The sequence below is a fragment of the Methanosarcina mangrovi genome (assembly GCF_052057765.1).
Lineage (GTDB): Archaea > Halobacteriota > Methanosarcinia > Methanosarcinales > Methanosarcinaceae > Methanosarcina.
In genome coordinates this window covers 2,121,008-2,137,564 of sequence record NZ_CP195120.1, presented here as the reverse complement: position 1 = coordinate 2,137,564, position 16,557 = coordinate 2,121,008, and the positions used below count along the sequence as shown (strand labels likewise).

The following is a 16,557-nucleotide window of genomic DNA, read 5'->3' as shown; positions in this document are numbered from 1 at the left end:
TTTCTTTAAATTATTCAATACATTTTTTTATATTTAATACTAAATGCAATTATGACTATTATGACAATAATCATATTAGTCATATGAATCTTGGATAAAGTATGTATGTTACTAACTAACAAAAGGTAAGAATCCACAACTGGAAAAAACCATATCATGTGACATTAGTACTCCTTCCATTATCCATGAATCTTTTTACCTCTTCCATAAAGGTAAACATCTGTGTGGGATCTATCTGTAACTTATCCGAAAAGCCTTCTTTAATCGCCTGTATTTTATCGGCTGCTTCCCGATCCAGGACTAAAGAGCATTGAGAACAAAACCGATCCTCAGGCCTTAATACATTTCCGCACCGGGGGCATTTCTTTAAAGTCACCTGTCTTTTATCTTCTGTCTTCAATCCGCACTTTTCATAAATCCTATCGTTCATTTCTTCGTCTGTAAAGTTAGCATAAATCCTTAACATCTGTTGGGAACCTTTAGACCATCCAGCCCTATGTTTAACCTCCTGCTCGTTATATCCGTCCAAAATCCAATTTGTAATAGCTAAGTGCCGGAATGAGTGAGGGTTTACTGGCTTCTTTATTCCGGCTCTATCTCCAAGCCTTACAAGCATATTTCTTACAGCTGGGTAGCTTATAGCTTCAGACTTGTTCTTTTGAACCCACAAAGGAGCCTCAGGGTTTTCTTTATCGGGGTGAACGGATAACCACTGATTTAAAAACCCTGTAGACCAAGTAAGCGGAATCCCTTTAGGTTTCGTTGTCTTTCGGCTTTTGCTTGTCTTTGATATGTAAATCGTTGCTCCGTACTGATTAAAGACTAAATCTTTAATTCTACATGACGTTAAAGCGCCAACTCTCATACCACTATCAGCAATTGCAGCAATTAAGGCCTTATCTCTTGGGTGTCTGCATGTATCCAGAAGTTTGTTAAACTCTTCTTTTGTAAGAAGGTCTGAAGGCTGAACAGGTGTTTCAATGGCTTCTAACTGCAACTTTTGTACCCAATCCGGTTGGGTTCCGTCTCCTAACCATCGGTGAAACTTTTTCATGAATTTTTTATAATTCCGCAGAGAGTTTTTAGATAATCCTTTTTGGCCTTTGTACCTGCCCGGGTATTCATCTTCCAGGTAAAGCAGTAATTTATCAAAGTCGTTAGAATCCACTTTATCCAGAGTTTTAGTTATCCCTATTTCAGATAGCCTTTCAATCATTCTTTTAGCATGCTCCACATAGCCTATAATCGTACTTTTGGCTATACCTTCCCTTCTACATGCCGCAACAAAATTTTCTATCAATTCTTTATTGTATGGATCTGTTTCAAGCTCTCTAAGCTTTCGCAGAGCCTGAATATATCTTAAGTCAAATCCATGAATATCATCGACGTTGACCATCACTGTTAAAATAGGAGCAATAGGATTATGAACCTTTTGATAATAGCCCGTGCCGGGCTATACTTACTATTTTATTAAACCGTTTTTATCATCCACCCAGCTTAAAGTACTCTTAATAAACCGGTTTTTGACCTATTGCAGAAAATATTTTTTACATTCTTTTTCTTCAGATATATTTTGCCGGTGAGCAACCGGCCCGGACTTTAGCCAAAAAAAACTTTCCAAGAAAAAGTCGGATTGAGTGAGAAAACAGGGAAGGTTTTGTTGAGAAACATCCGGTATTATGGAAGTTGGCTCCTAAATATGGTAAAGCGAATAAAACTTTTGTGTAAAAAATTCTTATGTTGGGGGAACAAAACTTCTGATAGAAAAGATCTGGGGCAAGGCTGTTCCGTATTCCGCAGATGTGCACAGCTGCCTGATTTACTTTTTTAAGCAATTACCAGGTAAAAAAAGAGGTTTTTTGTGTACTTCTGCGGAAAGTAAAGTAAATGGTTTTGACTATTTATTTCTGATGCAATGGAATCGAGTGACTTCTGCTGATTCGAGTGACTCCTTCATCCGCCCTTTATTCGCTTTTGTCAGGTTTCAAACTCGTTTCAAACTCTAAATTGCAACAAGCCATCAATTAAAGAATCTCGGTTTAGAAAAGACCCGGTTTAATTTCAAACTTGAAATAAGTAATCCCGGATTCAATGATCTGAATATTTAAAGCAGTATAGCTAATATTTTTTTATATGAAAAATAGGTAAAAATTATTATAAGATTAGATGATAAAGTCTAAATTCTGGTTTTTATTCATTTTAAGGTATTTTAAGCCTTTTTTTAAGCGACTAATATGAGCGAACTATTCGATATACTATTGAAATAACATTAGATCAATGAGATAACTATTTATAATAAGTGAGTGTAGTATGTACTGTAGTAAAAGTACTGTAGTAAAAGTACTGTAGTAAAAACATAAAATAATTTAAAACTTAACCAGCTTAGAACCTTAGAACATAAAATAACTTACAGTGGGGGAAAAACATGAGAATAAGAGTGGTCAGTTCAAGAGAAGAAATTTTTACACTTAATCCGAATGAGCGCCTTGTCCACCTGGCTTTCAGGCCCTCAAACAAGGACATTTTTGGATTGGTTGAAACCTGCCCGAAAGTTGAGGTAATTCAGTTACCTAAATCATACAGGCGTACAGTCTCAAGATCTATAGAGATGTTCCTGCAAATGCAGAGAGTGCAGCTTCTTGAAGGAGATGTCTGGGGTCACAGGAAAGATATTAATGAATATTACAACATTCCATCCTCAGTGATCGAAAAGATTAAAGAAATGAAAATAGAAGGCAAATCCTTAGAGGAGATTGAGAAAAGAGTTTCAAGGGAGAGTAAACTGAACCCCGAAATGGTTACTTATATCCTGAGTAAGGAAATGCCAGCCTGAACCTACACAGGCAGGTATGACATTTTGCTGGAGATTAGATTGTACAGAGATCGATTCCACATACATCAACATTCGTTATCTAATCTTCAGTTTTAATTCCTTTAGTTTTAATCCCTTTAATTTTAATTCCTTTAATTTTAATTCCTTTAATTTTAATTCCTTTAATTTTAATTCCTTTAATTTTAATCCTCTTTTGAGTTGTATGAAAAATCAAACATGTAATTCAGGTCAATTTTTCAGGAAAATCCTGCCTATTCTTCAAGGGGTAAATAGGTGGGAAATTTGAGGATTTTTGAGGTACTCTGTGTTTTCTAATTATTAATCGCCCTTTCAGCTAATTCTCTCTGTCCTATGCTGTCTTCTCCCCATTTCTGTTTTGCTTCTTCACTCCAGTAGAGCTTATACTCTCCAATCATAGATATGGGAATTGTAAAGACTTTTGCTCTTGAATTCCTTGGGGTGCTGCACCTTAACCATTTATACTGGTTTTTCTCAGAGTCGAATACCAGGCAATAGTCAAGTTTAAAGGCGCGGGGTACGTCCGAGGATTTATAATAAACCTGCTTTAGTCCTCCTTTTGGCTCCTTTCTCTGCCTTCCTCCGGCTACCTTAGCCTCTTCTTTTCTAATATCATCCAGATACCTCAAACTCCTTTCGACTTCACTTTTAAAGATAATCATATGCCATTTTAGGGATAGCGGATATTGTTTTTTTAGAAGTTCATTTAATTCGGCTATTAGATAAGAGTCATTTGTCGTGCTTTCAATTTCTTTCATTATTTCTTTCATTCTGGCTAAATTTGCTCTCTGTCTTTCCTGACTTGTTACCATAGCTATCGCCATCATTTAAATTTAAATTCAACAGTCTAATAATATGAAATTCATATTCTTAAGTTTTTTTGTCAGTGGGTATGAAGGTGAGGATGATATCGAAAACAATGAATAAAAAAGAAACAAAAAGACGCTAAAGAAAAATATGAAGCCATTAAGAAAAATAGCAAGACGTTAAGGGTAACAACCAGACGTTAAGAGAAGTAGCAAGACATTATGTGGAAAAAAAGGCTTTTTTGCGAAAGCTCTGCAAAAAACGAGTATTCCGGAGTCGAAGGCCTGATCAACCAGGGGCATCCATTAACCGAACGTTAATTTTCACCAGGGCATCAGTACCTTCGTACCATTTCTTCCTGCCATTTTACCTCCGACCACCCCTTTGCCCCCTGAGCCTATTAACTCTGTCCAGGTATTTTACCACATCGCCGGCACGAAAACCAAGGTCCCGAAGCACACATCCGAACACAGTGCCAGTACTGCCAATCCCGCCCATACCGTGGACAATAATTCCCACCCCTGCCTCCATCTAACTACTTATTACTTCGGCGGTATCCCTTACAAGTTCCTCTTCCGTTTGACGGTTAATCGGCGGAAAACCGTAGTGGAGATCTTCTAACTCTGCAGAAAACAGCGCTTCAAGGGAAGAGGGATTATAAGAAACCCTGGAATCGCAGAGGCAGACAGCACCTGAAAAACCGGCATCCCTTATATTTTTCCAGGAGATCCGCATTCCGGATAAGACATGCCGGCAAGAAGTGCAGGCTCCCTAAGCACGACATATAAGTTCAGTGTTATTTTTATGCCGTCAATTGCAGGTACTCAAGAGGACTTAGCAGGAAAGGGGCCAATCTGAAAAAATCCGATACCCGGTTTTTTAAAAAAATTGTCTGAACAAAATAGGAATAAAATAGGAATAAAAATAGGAATAAAATAGGAATAAAATAGGAATAAAATAGGAATAAAATAGGAATAAAATAGGAATAAAATAGGAATAAAATAGGAATAAAATAGGAATAAAATAGGAATAAAATAGGAATAAAATAGGAATAAAATAGGAATAAAATAGGAATAAAATAGGAATAAAATAGGAACAAAATAGGAACAAAATCGAAACAAAAACGGAATGAAATCTGATGAGAATAGGGAGAAAATCTGAAAAAATATACAGGGATGAGGTTAAACATTATTGTCTATGCTCAACCCGCTTCCTGCAGAAATGCCTTCCTGAATCTGAATTTGCTTATTGATTGTTTGCTTAGTAATTATTTGCTTATTGACTACTGTCTCAATTGCAAATTCAGTTTGGGACGTTGATTCTCACTGCCTGCTTCTGAACTGTAGAAAGCTATGTAATCGTTGCTTTCCGTGCGGGCTTTTATGAGGAATCCCGTGTTTTCGTATTTGCCGCTGACATATTCATTTACTAGGTCTGTTACGTCGATCTCATGATAGCTGTTATCCGGAAGGCTGCTGCCTTTAAGGGTTATTGTGGCATATGGGGTGCTACCCTGCAGGACCCCGTTCTTATCGTACCAGTCTCCTCCGGCATTATTCCAGGAAACACCCTTGTCTATTTTATTCCAGCTCACGTATTTCGGATTCCAGGAACCGGCAGGCCTGTAAACTTCAATTACAGTATTTTCGGGTCTTGTTTTTCCTGAAGGGTAATACCAGTAGAGAGAAAGGGTCGCACTGTTCGCTTCACTGTAATCAGCATACTCGCTCAGGTCAAACTGCATCAGATCTCTATACCTGCCAACTCCACCTAGTGCACCGACATCGACATAGGCTGAACTCTGGTAGACGGTATCAGCGGAGGCTTCACGCAGGCGGTTGTCCTTCGCCCCGGTTACGGTTACATCAATAGGCTGGACATCAATAACCGGGCTTACAGGCTCCTCCTCGGTTGCAGTTACCGTAAGCTCAGGCTTCCGGTTTTCGTTCCCGGCTTCTGAACTGTAGAAAGCAATGTAATTGTTGTTTTCCGTGCGGGCTTTTATGAGGAATCCCGTGTTTTCGTATTTGCCGCTGACATATTCATTTACTAGGTCGGTTACATCGATCTCATGGTAGCTGTTATCCGGAAGGTTGCTGCTTTTAAGGGTTATTGTGGCATATGGAGTGCTACCCTGCAGGACTCCGTTCTTATCGTACCAGTCTCCCCCCGCATTACTCCAGGCAACGCCCTTTTCTTTTTTATTCCAGCTCACGTAGTTCGGATTCCAGGAATCGGCAGGCCTGTAGACCTCAATTACAGTGTCCTCGGGTCTTGATTTCCCCGAAGGGTAATACCAGTAGAGAGAAAGGGCTGCATCACTGACTTCTTCGGAATCTGCATACTCGCTCAGATCAAACCACATTACATCCCTGTACCTGCCAATGCTCATTGCACCGACATCAATAAAGGACGAACTCTGGTAGACAGTATCAGGGGATGCCTCACGCAGGCGGTTATCGTAGACCTCTTCTGTCGTAGTTGAGGGGTCTTCCTGTTTGAGAACATTTATGGTTATTGTATCCGAATCCGTTAGTTTCCCATCGCTTACCACAAAGGTTATACTATATGTTCCCTCCTGCCCGGCAGCCGAAGTCCAGCTAAAAACCCCTGAATTGATGTCAAAAACTGCACCGGTGGGAAGGCCTGAAGCCGAGTAGCTGAGGCTGTCCCCATCTGCATCCGAAGCGCTTACCGTAAAGGTCAGGCTTTTTCCGGCCTCAATAGTAGTGTCCGGGATGGAATTAAACACAGGAGCCTGATTGATAATTACTGCCGTTGTTCCGGATTTGGAAGCATACTTTGTATTTCCGTATACTCCGATGTTAATCCTGCCTCCATTGTCTTGGGGTTCTGCAGAATAGTCCGATGAGCTGTATCCTGCATCGATGCAGGGGGAACTTGTGCCGTCAGTAACCCAGCTTTTTCCGTTCCATCTTCCTGCCTTTGATTTCAGGTGGTAGTCGTGGTTGCTCCTATTGGAAAATTGCGGGTCTAACTTTAGATCAGAGGATGAGAGCTGAACATTTTTGGAATCCCCTCCTGCATTCCCATAGAGGCAGTTGTTCTGCAGGACAAAAGAGTGAGTGCCTGAAAGCTCATTGTTTATTCCATATCCGCTTCCTCCGCCTGAAGAGGACCTGGAGTTTGAAATTATGTTATTTCTTACGGTCAGAGCAAAACCCGAACCTGACGGGGCCGGGGAATATACGGTCTTCTGGATAATTCCGGCTCCATAGGCACCATCGATCACGTTGTTTTCGATAAGCCCGCCGAACCCGTTGGATACGATTCCTCCTATTATGCTGTTACTGGTCTTGGTTCCGGTATCGTATATCTGGTTATGGTGGATGTGGACATTTGCCGTAGAAGCAGAATAGGATCCTGATCCGAAAATCCAGATTCCTGCAAGAGCGGTTTTGTAGATCACATTATTGTAAACTTCAATATCGTCCATTGTAGGGGTGTTATACTTCTGGATTTCGATGCCTGCTCCCCCGGAACCTTCCGAGGTAATAACGTTGTCATGGAAGCTGGCTTTGTTGGTGTTATAAAGCCTGAGCGCACTGTTTGTTCTGCAGGTTATTATGTTGTTGTAGGCCTCCACGTCCGAACAACTGCTGGCATAGAGCCCGTCGTGCCCGATCAGGTAAATTTCGTTATCGTAAAGTTCCACATTTGTGCATTTATCGGTTTTCAGACCGTCTCCGTGGTTGTTGGTCAGATACATATTATGTACTTTTATGTTCTGACAGCTACTGAGGTGGATAAGGTTATAATATCCTTTTCCGCTGACCACATTTGTATTTCCTTCCCGGTTTCCGTCGATTGTAAAACTGCGAATGGTAATTCCACTGCTGCCGGTACTTCTTTCTTTAATCATTGGCTTCCAGGCGTCCCAGTTAGCATTGCTGACAAGCTTGATAGTCGCACCGGAGTCTCCCTCGAGGATAGTATTGCTGCCGATCAGAAGCGTATCGTCAATAACATAGGTAAAAGGGCCCTTAAGGTGGACAGTTGTATAGGCAGAGTTTTCGGCAACGAATTTAAGGGCCTGATTTATCTGAACTTGGTCATCTGTTCCGTCACAATTGAAATCTCCGCTTCCGTCGCCTGCTACATAAACGACCGGTGCGGAACTTATGCATAAAGCTGCAGGAATGCCCGACAGGACAAGGCAGTTTACCATAAAAAGTATTACTAACTTTCTTACTAACTTCCGATTCAACAGCTATCACCTTGATTCTATCAAATAAAGTTTCGGTTAACTTTAACTAAAAATTAATTCTTTTTATTCGAGTTTTGTTCATAGTTCAAATACTGACTTGTTCATAGTTCAAATTCTGGACTGGGGTCTATTTTGACTGTGATTCACACTTTTTGGGGTATATGATCGGATCTGGCAGACAGTATCCACTATCGCAGTTTTGAGTTCAAGGATTAATCCTTAAAATGTGTCCGGATCAGGGGCTATTTCATCGGGGTTATGAACATTGAGATAGCACAGGCCCTTTCTTTTTCAGGATTTGATCTCTCGCCTGAACAGGCTTACAGGAATTAACAGTACAAGCAAATTACATTCAATATATTTAATTAATTTAGTAAGTTGTATCGTACTTTATGTGTTATATTATAAAAATATTTGTAGAACTGGAATAATAATTTTAGACTGTATTTGGAAAAAAAGCAGAATAAGAAAATAGGAAAACAAAAATCGATATTCATGAACGAATTTTAACTTAAAATCAAAGATAAGATTTAATATTAAAAATCCTTTAACTTTTTATTTAAAAATATTTTTTGCAGTTGTGCCCTGACAACTTTAAACTCATTCGTATAATTACGAATTTTAACTGTGCCGGTGAAGTATAAAGCCAGGCTGCGGAGAGAAGCGTCAGAGACCCGATGAGTAAACGATAAATAAACCGCATAAAAGTTTTTGCCAAATTTTGTCGAAAGGGTCGCAGCATGATCAATTCAGGCAAAAATCAATGTGAAAAATAAGGGACTCATATTTAAGATTTGTAAACTGAAATTCAGCAAAAATAATTCTACTGTATACATTAACAGCCGGAAGCAAAAATATAATTCAAGGTTTCTAAGCTGCCTTATTTACTTCTTATTATTTTTCTTGATAGAAATTTATAGGGCTTTCAAAATCAGAATATCTTTATAAAGTACGGTGACTCATTCCCGTTAACTGATGGAATAATATTTATAAATAATATTAAATATAAGTGAATACATCTGTTATATCTAATCAATATTTTGTTACTAATTTAACTGAATTTTGGCGAAGTGAGTGTCGGTTGGGGATCGTATTTCTCGCTTTTTAGCAGTAAATTAAACGGTTAATAATCGGAGTTTTCGAAAAGAACAATATGTTTTTGACTTGGTAGTTTTTAAACAGTAGCATGTTTTCTGATGACGATATACGGCCAATGAAATGTAATTTGTAAGCAGGGGGGTATGAGTTTAATTAAATGCTATTAAGTTGGGAACATGTTTAATTAAGTGCCATTAAATGGGGAAAATGCTTAATTAAGTGCTATTAAAGGGGGAAAATGCTTAATTAAGCGTTTTAGGCTCCGGAAGCGGGCATTACGGCACTGATCATTTTAAGTGGGGGGAAATAGTTGAAAAAGCAACTGAAAGTTTTGTTTATAGGAACCTATGTTCCGAAAGAATGTGGGATTGCTACATTTACTTTTGATCTTTTAAATTCGGTAGCCGGGGTGCATGATGATATACATTGTGAAATCATAGCCCTTAGTGACCCTACCGAAACTTACAACTATCCTGAAGAGGTCGTTTTTCAAATACAGAGGAACAAACTTGAAGATTACTACAGGGCTGCAGATTTTATAAACCAGTCCGATGCGGATATTGTCTGCCTTCAACATGAATTCGGGCTTTTCTGGGGAAACGCAGGCGACTACATTTTTGCTCTGCTTTCAGGAATAAACAGGCCCGTTATTACCACGATGCATACGGTGATTAGGGAACCGGAACCGGAGTACCGCATATCAACGGAAAAGCTCATCAGATACTCGGAAAAGCTGGTTGTGATGAGCCAGACTGCAGTTGAGATGTTAAAAGATGTCTATAAAGTTCCGGAGGAAAAAATCGAGACTATTTTTCACGGTTTACCTGATTATCCGTTTGATAGCTGCAACAAATATAAACAGAAACTGGAGCTGAAGGGTTCTCCTCTTCTCCTTACTTTTGGCCTGCTGAGTCAAAATAAAGGCATCGAAAGTATGCTCGAAGCTCTCCCGGAGCTTGTAAGCCAGTATCCTGATCTTGTTTACCTTATACTGGGTGCTACCCACCCTGTGGTCAAGAAACAATATGGAGAAACCTACAGGCAGTATCTCATGAAGAGGGTTTCCGAACTGGGGCTTGAGAAGAACGTACTGTTTCATGATAAATTCGTCGAAAAAGAAGAGCTCTGCAATTATATCCTTGCCAGTGACATCTATGTATCTCCATATCTTTCCAGGGAACAGATAGTAAGCGGGGCTCTGACCTATGCGATTGGCATGGGAAAAGCAATAGTATCCACCCCTTACTGGTATGCTCAGGAAATGCTTTCCGAAAACCGGGGTTTGCTTGTCGATTTCGGGGATACCGAGGGCTTTAAAAACTCGCTTTTATACTTAATCAAAAATCCTGAAGAGTGTGACAAAATGCGTAGAAAAGCCTACGATTTCGGGCGGAAAATGACATGGAAAAACATAGGGAAAGAATACAACACGATTTTTACTAAGGCACTGAAGCAATACAGACCTTACCCCGGAATCCAAAACAGGTTTGATTTCCTTCCGGACCAGCTTCCCGAAGTAAAACTCGACCACCTCAAACTGCTGACCGATGACGTAGGAATTATCCAGCATACCAATCTGGGGGTGCCGGCCCGGCATTACGGATACAGTACCGATGATGTGGGCAGAGGGCTTGTTGCACTGACCCAGCTTATCGACAGCCAGGAAAAAGCCGAAGAGCTCTGGAAATTGATTACCACCTGTATGAGCTTTCTCGAACATGCCCAGACCGGTACAGGGCACTTCCATAACTTCATGAATTATAAAAGGGAATTTCTGGACAAAGAAGGCAGTGAAGACACCCTCGGACGTGCTGTTTATGGGCTTGGGCATGTGATAAGCTGTCCTTATCTCTCAAAAAACATGCGTACACTGGCACACACGCTCATCAGTAAAGCCGGAAAGCAAATGGAAAAACTGAGTTACCCGCGAGCAAAAGCCTATACAATGTGCGGGTTGTATGAAATGCTCAGGGCAGGCGTGGATGCCGACTCCTTTGAATCAATATTCAATTCCCGCAGGGATGCGGTCAGGACAGTAGATTCCCTCATAGACAGAGATACATTTGAATCCATATTTTTCAGCCATGCCGATTCTCTGGTCGACCTGTATGAAGCTAACAGAAAAGAAAGCTGGGACTGGTTTGAACCCACAGTGACCTACAGCAATGCAAAGCTGAGCGAATCCCTTATCCTTGCGTATAAATATACCAAAGACCGCACTTACAGAAGAACCGGACTTGCCACTCTGGACTTCCTTACCGAGATCCAGTGGAAAGGTGATTTTTTCGATATCGTTGGAAATAAGGGTTGGTATTCCCTGGATGGAGATAAACCTATTTTTGACCAGCAGCCCATCGAGGCAGGCTACCTGACCCAGGCTTATGTTTCAGCCTACGAGGCTGTCCGGGATAGAAAATATCTGGAACTTGCAAGGTATTCTTTTGAATATTTCCTGGGCAGAAACCGCCTGCAAACTCCTATGTATGACTCTTCGACAGGTGCGGTCTGTGATGGGATCAACTGTGACGGGATTAACTGCAACCAGGGAGCAGAATCCGTGATCTGCTTCCTCCTGGGTTTAAACTCTTTGAATAAACATGCAGAGGAAGCTTACAGTGCCATATTCCAACCCGTGGTAAGGGGTGAAGATCTGCCGGATAAAAAGATGTTAGCAGCAAATAGAGCCGACTGAGAAGTGAGAACATGATCTGGAAGGACCAAGGAGAATTGTTTATTAGACATAAAAAAAATCCCATACTAACTGTCGAAGACTGGCCGTACCAGGCTAATTCGGTGTTTAACCCTGCAGCCGCTATGGTTGACGGCAAAACTCTCTTACTGGTGCGGGTTGAAGACCACAGGGGCTTTTCTCACCTTACGGCAGCCAGGAGTAATAACGGAATCGACGGCTGGGAAGTTGATCCCGAACCAACCTTAACTCCGGATGCTATTAACTACCCTGAAGAGATCTACGGTATTGAAGACCCGCGTATAACTTACTTAGATGAAATGGGAAAATGGGCTGTAGCATACACTGCTTTTTCGGATTCCGGACCTCTTACATCCCTGGCCCTTACGGAAGATTTCCGCAATTATAAGCGGATAGGAGCTACCCTGCCTCCTGAAAATAAGGATTCGGCTCTCTTTCCTGTAAGGTTTAACGGGAAGTGGGCAATGTTGCATAGGCCGGTCTCTTCAATAAGCGGGGCAAAGGCAAACATATGGATTTCCTTTTCCCCGGATATGCGGCACTGGGGAGACCATCAGGTTCTGCTGTACGCCAGAGAAGGAGGGTGGTGGGACGCCCGGAAGATAGGCTTATCTCCCCAGCCAATTCGTACATACGACGGATGGTTAATCATGTACCACGGAGTGCGCCCGACAACATCAAAACTAAGTTACAGGCTTGGGCTGGCTCTCCTTGACCTTGAAGACCCGAGGAAGGTCCTCCACAGGTCCGAAGGATGGGTTTTCGGGCCCCGGGAACTGTATGAACGCAGTGGAGATGTTAATGATGTTGTTTTCCCCTGCGGCTGGGTCCTGAATGATGACCAGATCCGTCTTTATTACGGGAGTGCGGATACATCGGTATCCCTTGCAAGCGCAAAACTTCGCGATGTTCTGGAGTATATCCATGAGTGCCCTGAGGAGCAGTGTCCAGCAGAGTTCTGCAGGTCTTTTGAAGGGCACAAGCATACCTTTTTCGAATAAAAATCAGGGGAAAAGGATCTTACCAAAATACCGGGGGGAGCTTTATCAGAATTGCAATGTTATCTCCGATTGCCTGGAGCACGCCACCTAAAAAGTACGGACCATGGGAATACATGGTCTCCTTATTAACCGAAGGCCTGGTAAAACGAGGGATTGACGTTACACTGTTTGCAACAGCAGACTCGCACACTGCTGGCAAACTTCATGCAGTGTGCCCAAGACCTTATGAAGAAGATAAAGATATGATAAGAAAGGTATACGAGGGCCTGCATATCTCAGAGGTTTTTGAAAGAGCAAATGAATTTGATATAATCCACAATCACTTTGATTACCTGCCGCTCACTTACAGCGGGCTTGTAGACACGCCAGTTGTAACAACCATACATGGCTTTTCTTCGAGGAAAATTCTACCGATCTATAAAAAATATAACAACAGCACTTTTTATGTCTCCATAAGTGATGCCTACAGGTGCAATGAGCTGGATTATATAGCAACAGTCAGGCACGGGATAGACATCGAGACTTTTCCTTTTAATGACAGGCCTGAGGATTATCTTCTTTTTATCTCGCGCATCCACAGGGACAAAGGTGCAAAAGAAGCAATAAAAGTTGCAAAAAAAACAGGCAGGAAATTGAGAATGGCCGGTTTTATTGCAGACCCTGAATATTTTAAAAATGAAGTTGAGCCCCACATCGATAACGACCAGATCGTTTACGAAGGGCATGTAACCCAGGAGCGCAAAAAAGAGCTGCTTTCAAATGCCCATGCTCTCCTGCACATGATCAATTACGAAGAAGCCTTCGGACTCGGGGTGGTCGAAGCCCTTGCCTGCGGGACGCCCGTAATTGCAATAAACAGGGGTGCAATGCCTGAACTGATAATGGACGGAGAGACCGGATTCCTTGTAAATAACATAGACGAAGCTGCAGAGGCTGTCGAGAAGGTTAACTTCATCTCCCGCAGGAGATGCCGGGAAAGCGTGGAAAAACGCTTCTCTGTTGACCGGATGGTAGAGGACTATATCAGGGTTTACGAGACAATTCTAGAAAAACGAAAACGTGAAGAAAAAAGGCCCTGGGGCTTCTACGAGATCCTCGCCCAAAAACCGGGATATAAGGTCAAACGCATTACGGTCCTGCCACAGGAACAAATCTCACTCCAGCGCCATGCTCACAGAAACGAACACTGGTATGTGGTCAGCGGCGAAGGTCTTGTAACTAAAAACAGTGAGCACCTGAGGGTTCTTGTAGGAGGTACGGTCGACATTCCCTTAAACGAAGTACACCGCATAAAAAACACAGGCATTCAGAACCTGGTATTCATCGAGGTATCACAGGGCGATTACCTTGGAGAGGACGACATAGAAAGGCTAGAAGATAAATACGGAAGAGCCTGAACAGGCTTATCCGGATTTTTATTGTTCAACAAAGGTACCTGTGTGAGAAACTCAGACCCAGAGTACCGGAGCCTTTAAGTAAACATTTCAGGCCGGGCATTCGGAGTTTTCATATGTTTTTTTGACCTTAGCTGCAACCTCTTCCCCCATCCTTTCGGATACATTCTCCACAAAGAGGGTCATGTAATCAAATGGCACGCAGCCCAGGCTTTCTTCTCCTGACAAAATGAGCCTGATGAGGTATTCAAGTTCATACATGGACAGCATCTTAATCCTCCTCAGGAAATCGGCTGCATCCTTTGAGTAGTGGTTTGCCAGGGGCGGAAGAATGGAACGATAGGGCACTCCCGAACCCGAGCAAAGAAGCCCTTCACACTCAGGAGCAAGCGTCTTTAAGATCCCAATATCTGTTTCTGAAAGTATTCTTGCCATAATGATCACCAAATAAAGCAAAATCTAATTAAGTGTAATTCCCGAACAAAAGATGATTCTATGTTTCTGCTATTTAAGAGATGGGGCTGCAATCCTGTGTTACTATCTTATTGAACCGGATGCTATGGAAAGAAACTCTGCCAGGACCGGTAAGAATATCCTTGATCCAGAGATCGATTTATAATTTGAAATTTAAAAAATATCCCCGCTAGCTTTCCAGGAGTTGCCTCCCAAAAAGAACAGGGTGAGATAGTGAATAAGATTTTGTTGGGCAAAATGGGGTATTAACAATTTTTAGTGTAAAATTAGTCCTCTTGAGCGAAGCATAGCGTGGCGAAAAGGACCGCGTACTGTTGCGATTACATCGCAACTCCCAGAAAATCTCCGATTTCCTGCGATCCCGAGGCTCAACTCGGGCGTTACAGTTCAAGCCTCATCAGGTCTTCTGCAAGGATCACCTCTCCTTCGATATAATCCCTGAGGCGGTGGACTGCTTCTTTTTCATGCCCTTTCATTTCGGGGTAGAAGTGGGTAAGGCAGACACTTCCGATCTCGCTGTTATAGTCCTCAAACATTTCAGCAAGCGTGCCTGGGGTTGTGTGGTTTGTTACTTTCGTGCCGGCAGGAAAGGAGCATTCGTGGATGAGGAGGTCGGTTTCAACTGCGAGGTCCATTATATCTCTGCAAGGCTCGGTATCCCCGGAGTAAACGATTTCTCCGGTTTCTCCGGTTATACGGTACCCCAGAGTCGGGACGCTGTGGACAGCGGCTGCACAGGTTATTTCGCAGTCAAAACCCTCAGGGGTAAATTCTTTTCCGGGAGAGAGCTCTATAACGTCCACGTCCACGTCGTCCTGAAAATACTCATAAGCCCCGAGCACCTGTGAGAACCAGTCGTCAGTCCCCTCAGGCCCATATACCCGCATGTCGGTTTTTCCTCGAAGCCAGTTTGCTTTCACGAGGGGGACAAGGTCAGCTACGTGGTCAAGGTGAAGGTGTGAGAGAAGTACGGTATCAACTTCCGTATGTGAGATTCCGGCATCGGGAAAACGGCTCAGTACGCCGCTTCCGCAATCAATAAGAAGAGGTTTTTCCTCAAGTCTTACAAGTACTCCGGACTGTACCCGACCCTTCTGAGGGATCGCAACTCCAGTGCCAAGAAATGTAATCTCCATAAGGTAAAGAATAAACTTTAAATAATTTAACTTTATTTAAAGCATGTCCGCGTAATAAATTTTTTGCGGCTCAAAACCAGCCAGCTTTTCTCCAGGCGCGAGGGTTGCCCAGCCAGGCCAAAGGCGTCGGACTTAAGATCCGATATCGAAGGATTTCGTGGGTTCGAATCCCACCCCTCGCACCTAATTCTTGGAATATAGACATCTCTATTTTCGTTACAGGTCCTTTAGATAGTTTCGCTGTACCAGTTATTGCAAATGAAGAGAGTCCTGAAGTTTTAGCTGTGAAATACACGAATTTGTAATCTTCTCCTGAACGATTTGCTGGGGATTGCTCTCATTTTTTATCACTTTATCTGTTCAGAGCAATGGAATCCTTATCGATCTTTTTGTCCTTTATCCAAACTTTTTTAGCCTTAAAACAAACAACTGGATTTCCTATATTTTTTGAAGTTGCAACTCCTCCGCGCCCAACCCACACATTAAAAGGACCGGATAGGAATCCTGAAATTAGAGACATTGCTATATTTCGTAGGATCGTCAAAATTTATTATTGAGCTTATCATGAACTTAATATTAAGCAGGACTTATGTAATAGGACTGAGAAATCAATAAGCTTTGGAACTCAAACTGTATAACATGTAAATTCAAAAAACAATGCCTATTGTACTTTATTTTGGTGCTCAATTGCATAAGTGATTAAAAAATGAAAACAATTTTTGGGCAGGGTTTCTTTTAAAAAAAATTCGGTATAATTCTTACAATAACGTACAAAAAATTTAAGTGTTCTATATTTCTACTATTTAGTGTGATGTTCAGATAAAGATTATAACTAACAGGGCGGTGTGAAGTGTGTGC

The 16,557-nt window shown here is 41.8% G+C and carries 11 protein-coding genes and 1 tRNA gene; 6 read left to right on the top strand and 6 right to left on the bottom strand.

Going from position 1 to position 16,557, the window contains the following annotated elements:
* Positions 1-154 precede the first annotated feature (154 nt).
* Positions 155-1,396 carry a tyrosine-type recombinase/integrase gene (locus ACSAZL_RS09690; protein WP_440948468.1) on the bottom strand — a complete coding sequence of 414 codons (1,242 nt, stop codon included), beginning with the start codon at positions 1,394-1,396 and terminating at the stop codon, positions 155-157.
* 1,029 nt (positions 1,397-2,425) lie between these two features.
* On the opposite strand from ACSAZL_RS09690, the gene ACSAZL_RS09685 reads away from it, so the two are divergent.
* Positions 2,426-2,833, top strand: a complete 408-nt coding sequence (locus ACSAZL_RS09685; RefSeq protein WP_440948467.1) for a DUF1699 family protein — start codon at positions 2,426-2,428, stop codon at positions 2,831-2,833.
* Positions 2,834-3,144: 311 nt separating this feature from the next.
* Here the strand turns inward: ACSAZL_RS09685 and ACSAZL_RS09680 are convergent, their stop codons facing one another.
* Positions 3,145-3,621, bottom strand: coding sequence for a hypothetical protein (locus ACSAZL_RS09680; protein ID WP_440948466.1), 477 nt, complete (start codon positions 3,619-3,621; stop codon positions 3,145-3,147).
* Positions 3,622-4,042: 421 nt separating this feature from the next.
* Between ACSAZL_RS09680 and ACSAZL_RS09675 the strand changes: the two genes are divergently transcribed.
* Positions 4,043-4,279 carry a hypothetical protein gene (locus ACSAZL_RS09675; RefSeq protein ID WP_440948465.1) on the top strand — a complete coding sequence of 79 codons (237 nt, stop codon included), beginning with the start codon at positions 4,043-4,045 and terminating at the stop codon, positions 4,277-4,279.
* A 661-nt stretch (positions 4,280-4,940) separates the two neighbouring features.
* On the opposite strand, the gene ACSAZL_RS09670 is transcribed toward ACSAZL_RS09675, so the two are convergent.
* Positions 4,941-7,847, bottom strand: coding sequence for a disaggregatase related repeat-containing protein (locus ACSAZL_RS09670; RefSeq protein WP_440948464.1), 2,907 nt, complete (start codon positions 7,845-7,847; stop codon positions 4,941-4,943).
* Positions 7,848-9,294: 1,447 nt separating this feature from the next.
* Here ACSAZL_RS09670 and ACSAZL_RS09665 point away from each other — a divergent pair.
* The 3 genes from ACSAZL_RS09665 to ACSAZL_RS09655 are packed head-to-tail and all read left to right on the top strand — an operon-like array spanning position 9,295 to position 14,092.
* A complete protein-coding gene (locus ACSAZL_RS09665; RefSeq protein WP_440948463.1) occupies positions 9,295-11,676 on the top strand; it encodes a glycosyltransferase family 4 protein in 2,382 nt (793 codons plus the stop codon).
* Between the two features lie 11 nt (positions 11,677-11,687).
* Positions 11,688-12,695 carry a glycosidase gene (locus ACSAZL_RS09660; RefSeq protein WP_440948462.1) on the top strand — a complete coding sequence of 336 codons (1,008 nt, stop codon included), beginning with the start codon at positions 11,688-11,690 and terminating at the stop codon, positions 12,693-12,695.
* 56 nt (positions 12,696-12,751) lie between these two features.
* Complete coding sequence (locus ACSAZL_RS09655) at positions 12,752-14,092, top strand: glycosyltransferase (protein ID WP_440948461.1); 1,341 nt, start codon at positions 12,752-12,754, stop codon at positions 14,090-14,092.
* Positions 14,093-14,179: 87 nt separating this feature from the next.
* Here ACSAZL_RS09655 and ACSAZL_RS09650 read toward each other — a convergent pair whose 3' ends face one another.
* Both ACSAZL_RS09650 and ACSAZL_RS09645 read right to left on the bottom strand, forming a co-directional pair.
* Positions 14,180-14,524, bottom strand: a complete 345-nt coding sequence (locus tag ACSAZL_RS09650) for a hypothetical protein (RefSeq protein WP_440948460.1) — start codon at positions 14,522-14,524, stop codon at positions 14,180-14,182.
* A 419-nt stretch (positions 14,525-14,943) separates the two neighbouring features.
* Positions 14,944-15,699, bottom strand: a complete 756-nt coding sequence (locus ACSAZL_RS09645) for an MBL fold metallo-hydrolase (protein WP_440948459.1) — start codon at positions 15,697-15,699, stop codon at positions 14,944-14,946.
* Between the two features lie 97 nt (positions 15,700-15,796).
* Here ACSAZL_RS09645 and ACSAZL_RS09640 point away from each other — a divergent pair.
* Positions 15,797-15,881: transfer RNA gene (locus tag ACSAZL_RS09640), tRNA-Leu, on the top strand.
* 170 nt (positions 15,882-16,051) lie between these two features.
* Here ACSAZL_RS09640 and ACSAZL_RS09635 read toward each other — a convergent pair.
* Complete coding sequence (locus tag ACSAZL_RS09635) at positions 16,052-16,219, bottom strand: PGF-pre-PGF domain-containing protein (protein WP_440948458.1); 168 nt, start codon at positions 16,217-16,219, stop codon at positions 16,052-16,054.
* Between the last annotated feature and the right edge of the window lie 338 nt (positions 16,220-16,557).

What these genes read in the sequence shown, in the direction of transcription:
- ACSAZL_RS09690 (WP_440948468.1), bottom strand. Translation starts at nt 1,396, where the DNA reads ATGGTCAACGTCGATGATATTCATGGATTTGACTTAAGATATATTCAG.
- ACSAZL_RS09685 (WP_440948467.1), top strand. Translation starts at nt 2,426, where the DNA reads ATGAGAATAAGAGTGGTCAGTTCAAGAGAAGAAATTTTTACACTTAAT.
- ACSAZL_RS09680 (WP_440948466.1), bottom strand. Translation starts at nt 3,621, where the DNA reads ATGAAAGAAATAATGAAAGAAATTGAAAGCACGACAAATGACTCTTAT.
- ACSAZL_RS09670 (WP_440948464.1), bottom strand. Translation starts at nt 7,847, where the DNA reads ATGGTAAACTGCCTTGTCCTGTCGGGCATTCCTGCAGCTTTATGCATA.
- ACSAZL_RS09660 (WP_440948462.1), top strand. Translation starts at nt 11,688, where the DNA reads ATGATCTGGAAGGACCAAGGAGAATTGTTTATTAGACATAAAAAAAAT.
- ACSAZL_RS09655 (WP_440948461.1), top strand. Translation starts at nt 12,752, where the DNA reads ATGTTATCTCCGATTGCCTGGAGCACGCCACCTAAAAAGTACGGACCA.
- ACSAZL_RS09650 (WP_440948460.1), bottom strand. Translation starts at nt 14,524, where the DNA reads ATGGCAAGAATACTTTCAGAAACAGATATTGGGATCTTAAAGACGCTT.
- ACSAZL_RS09645 (WP_440948459.1), bottom strand. Translation starts at nt 15,699, where the DNA reads ATGGAGATTACATTTCTTGGCACTGGAGTTGCGATCCCTCAGAAGGGT.
- ACSAZL_RS09635 (WP_440948458.1), bottom strand. Translation starts at nt 16,219, where the DNA reads ATGTCTCTAATTTCAGGATTCCTATCCGGTCCTTTTAATGTGTGGGTT.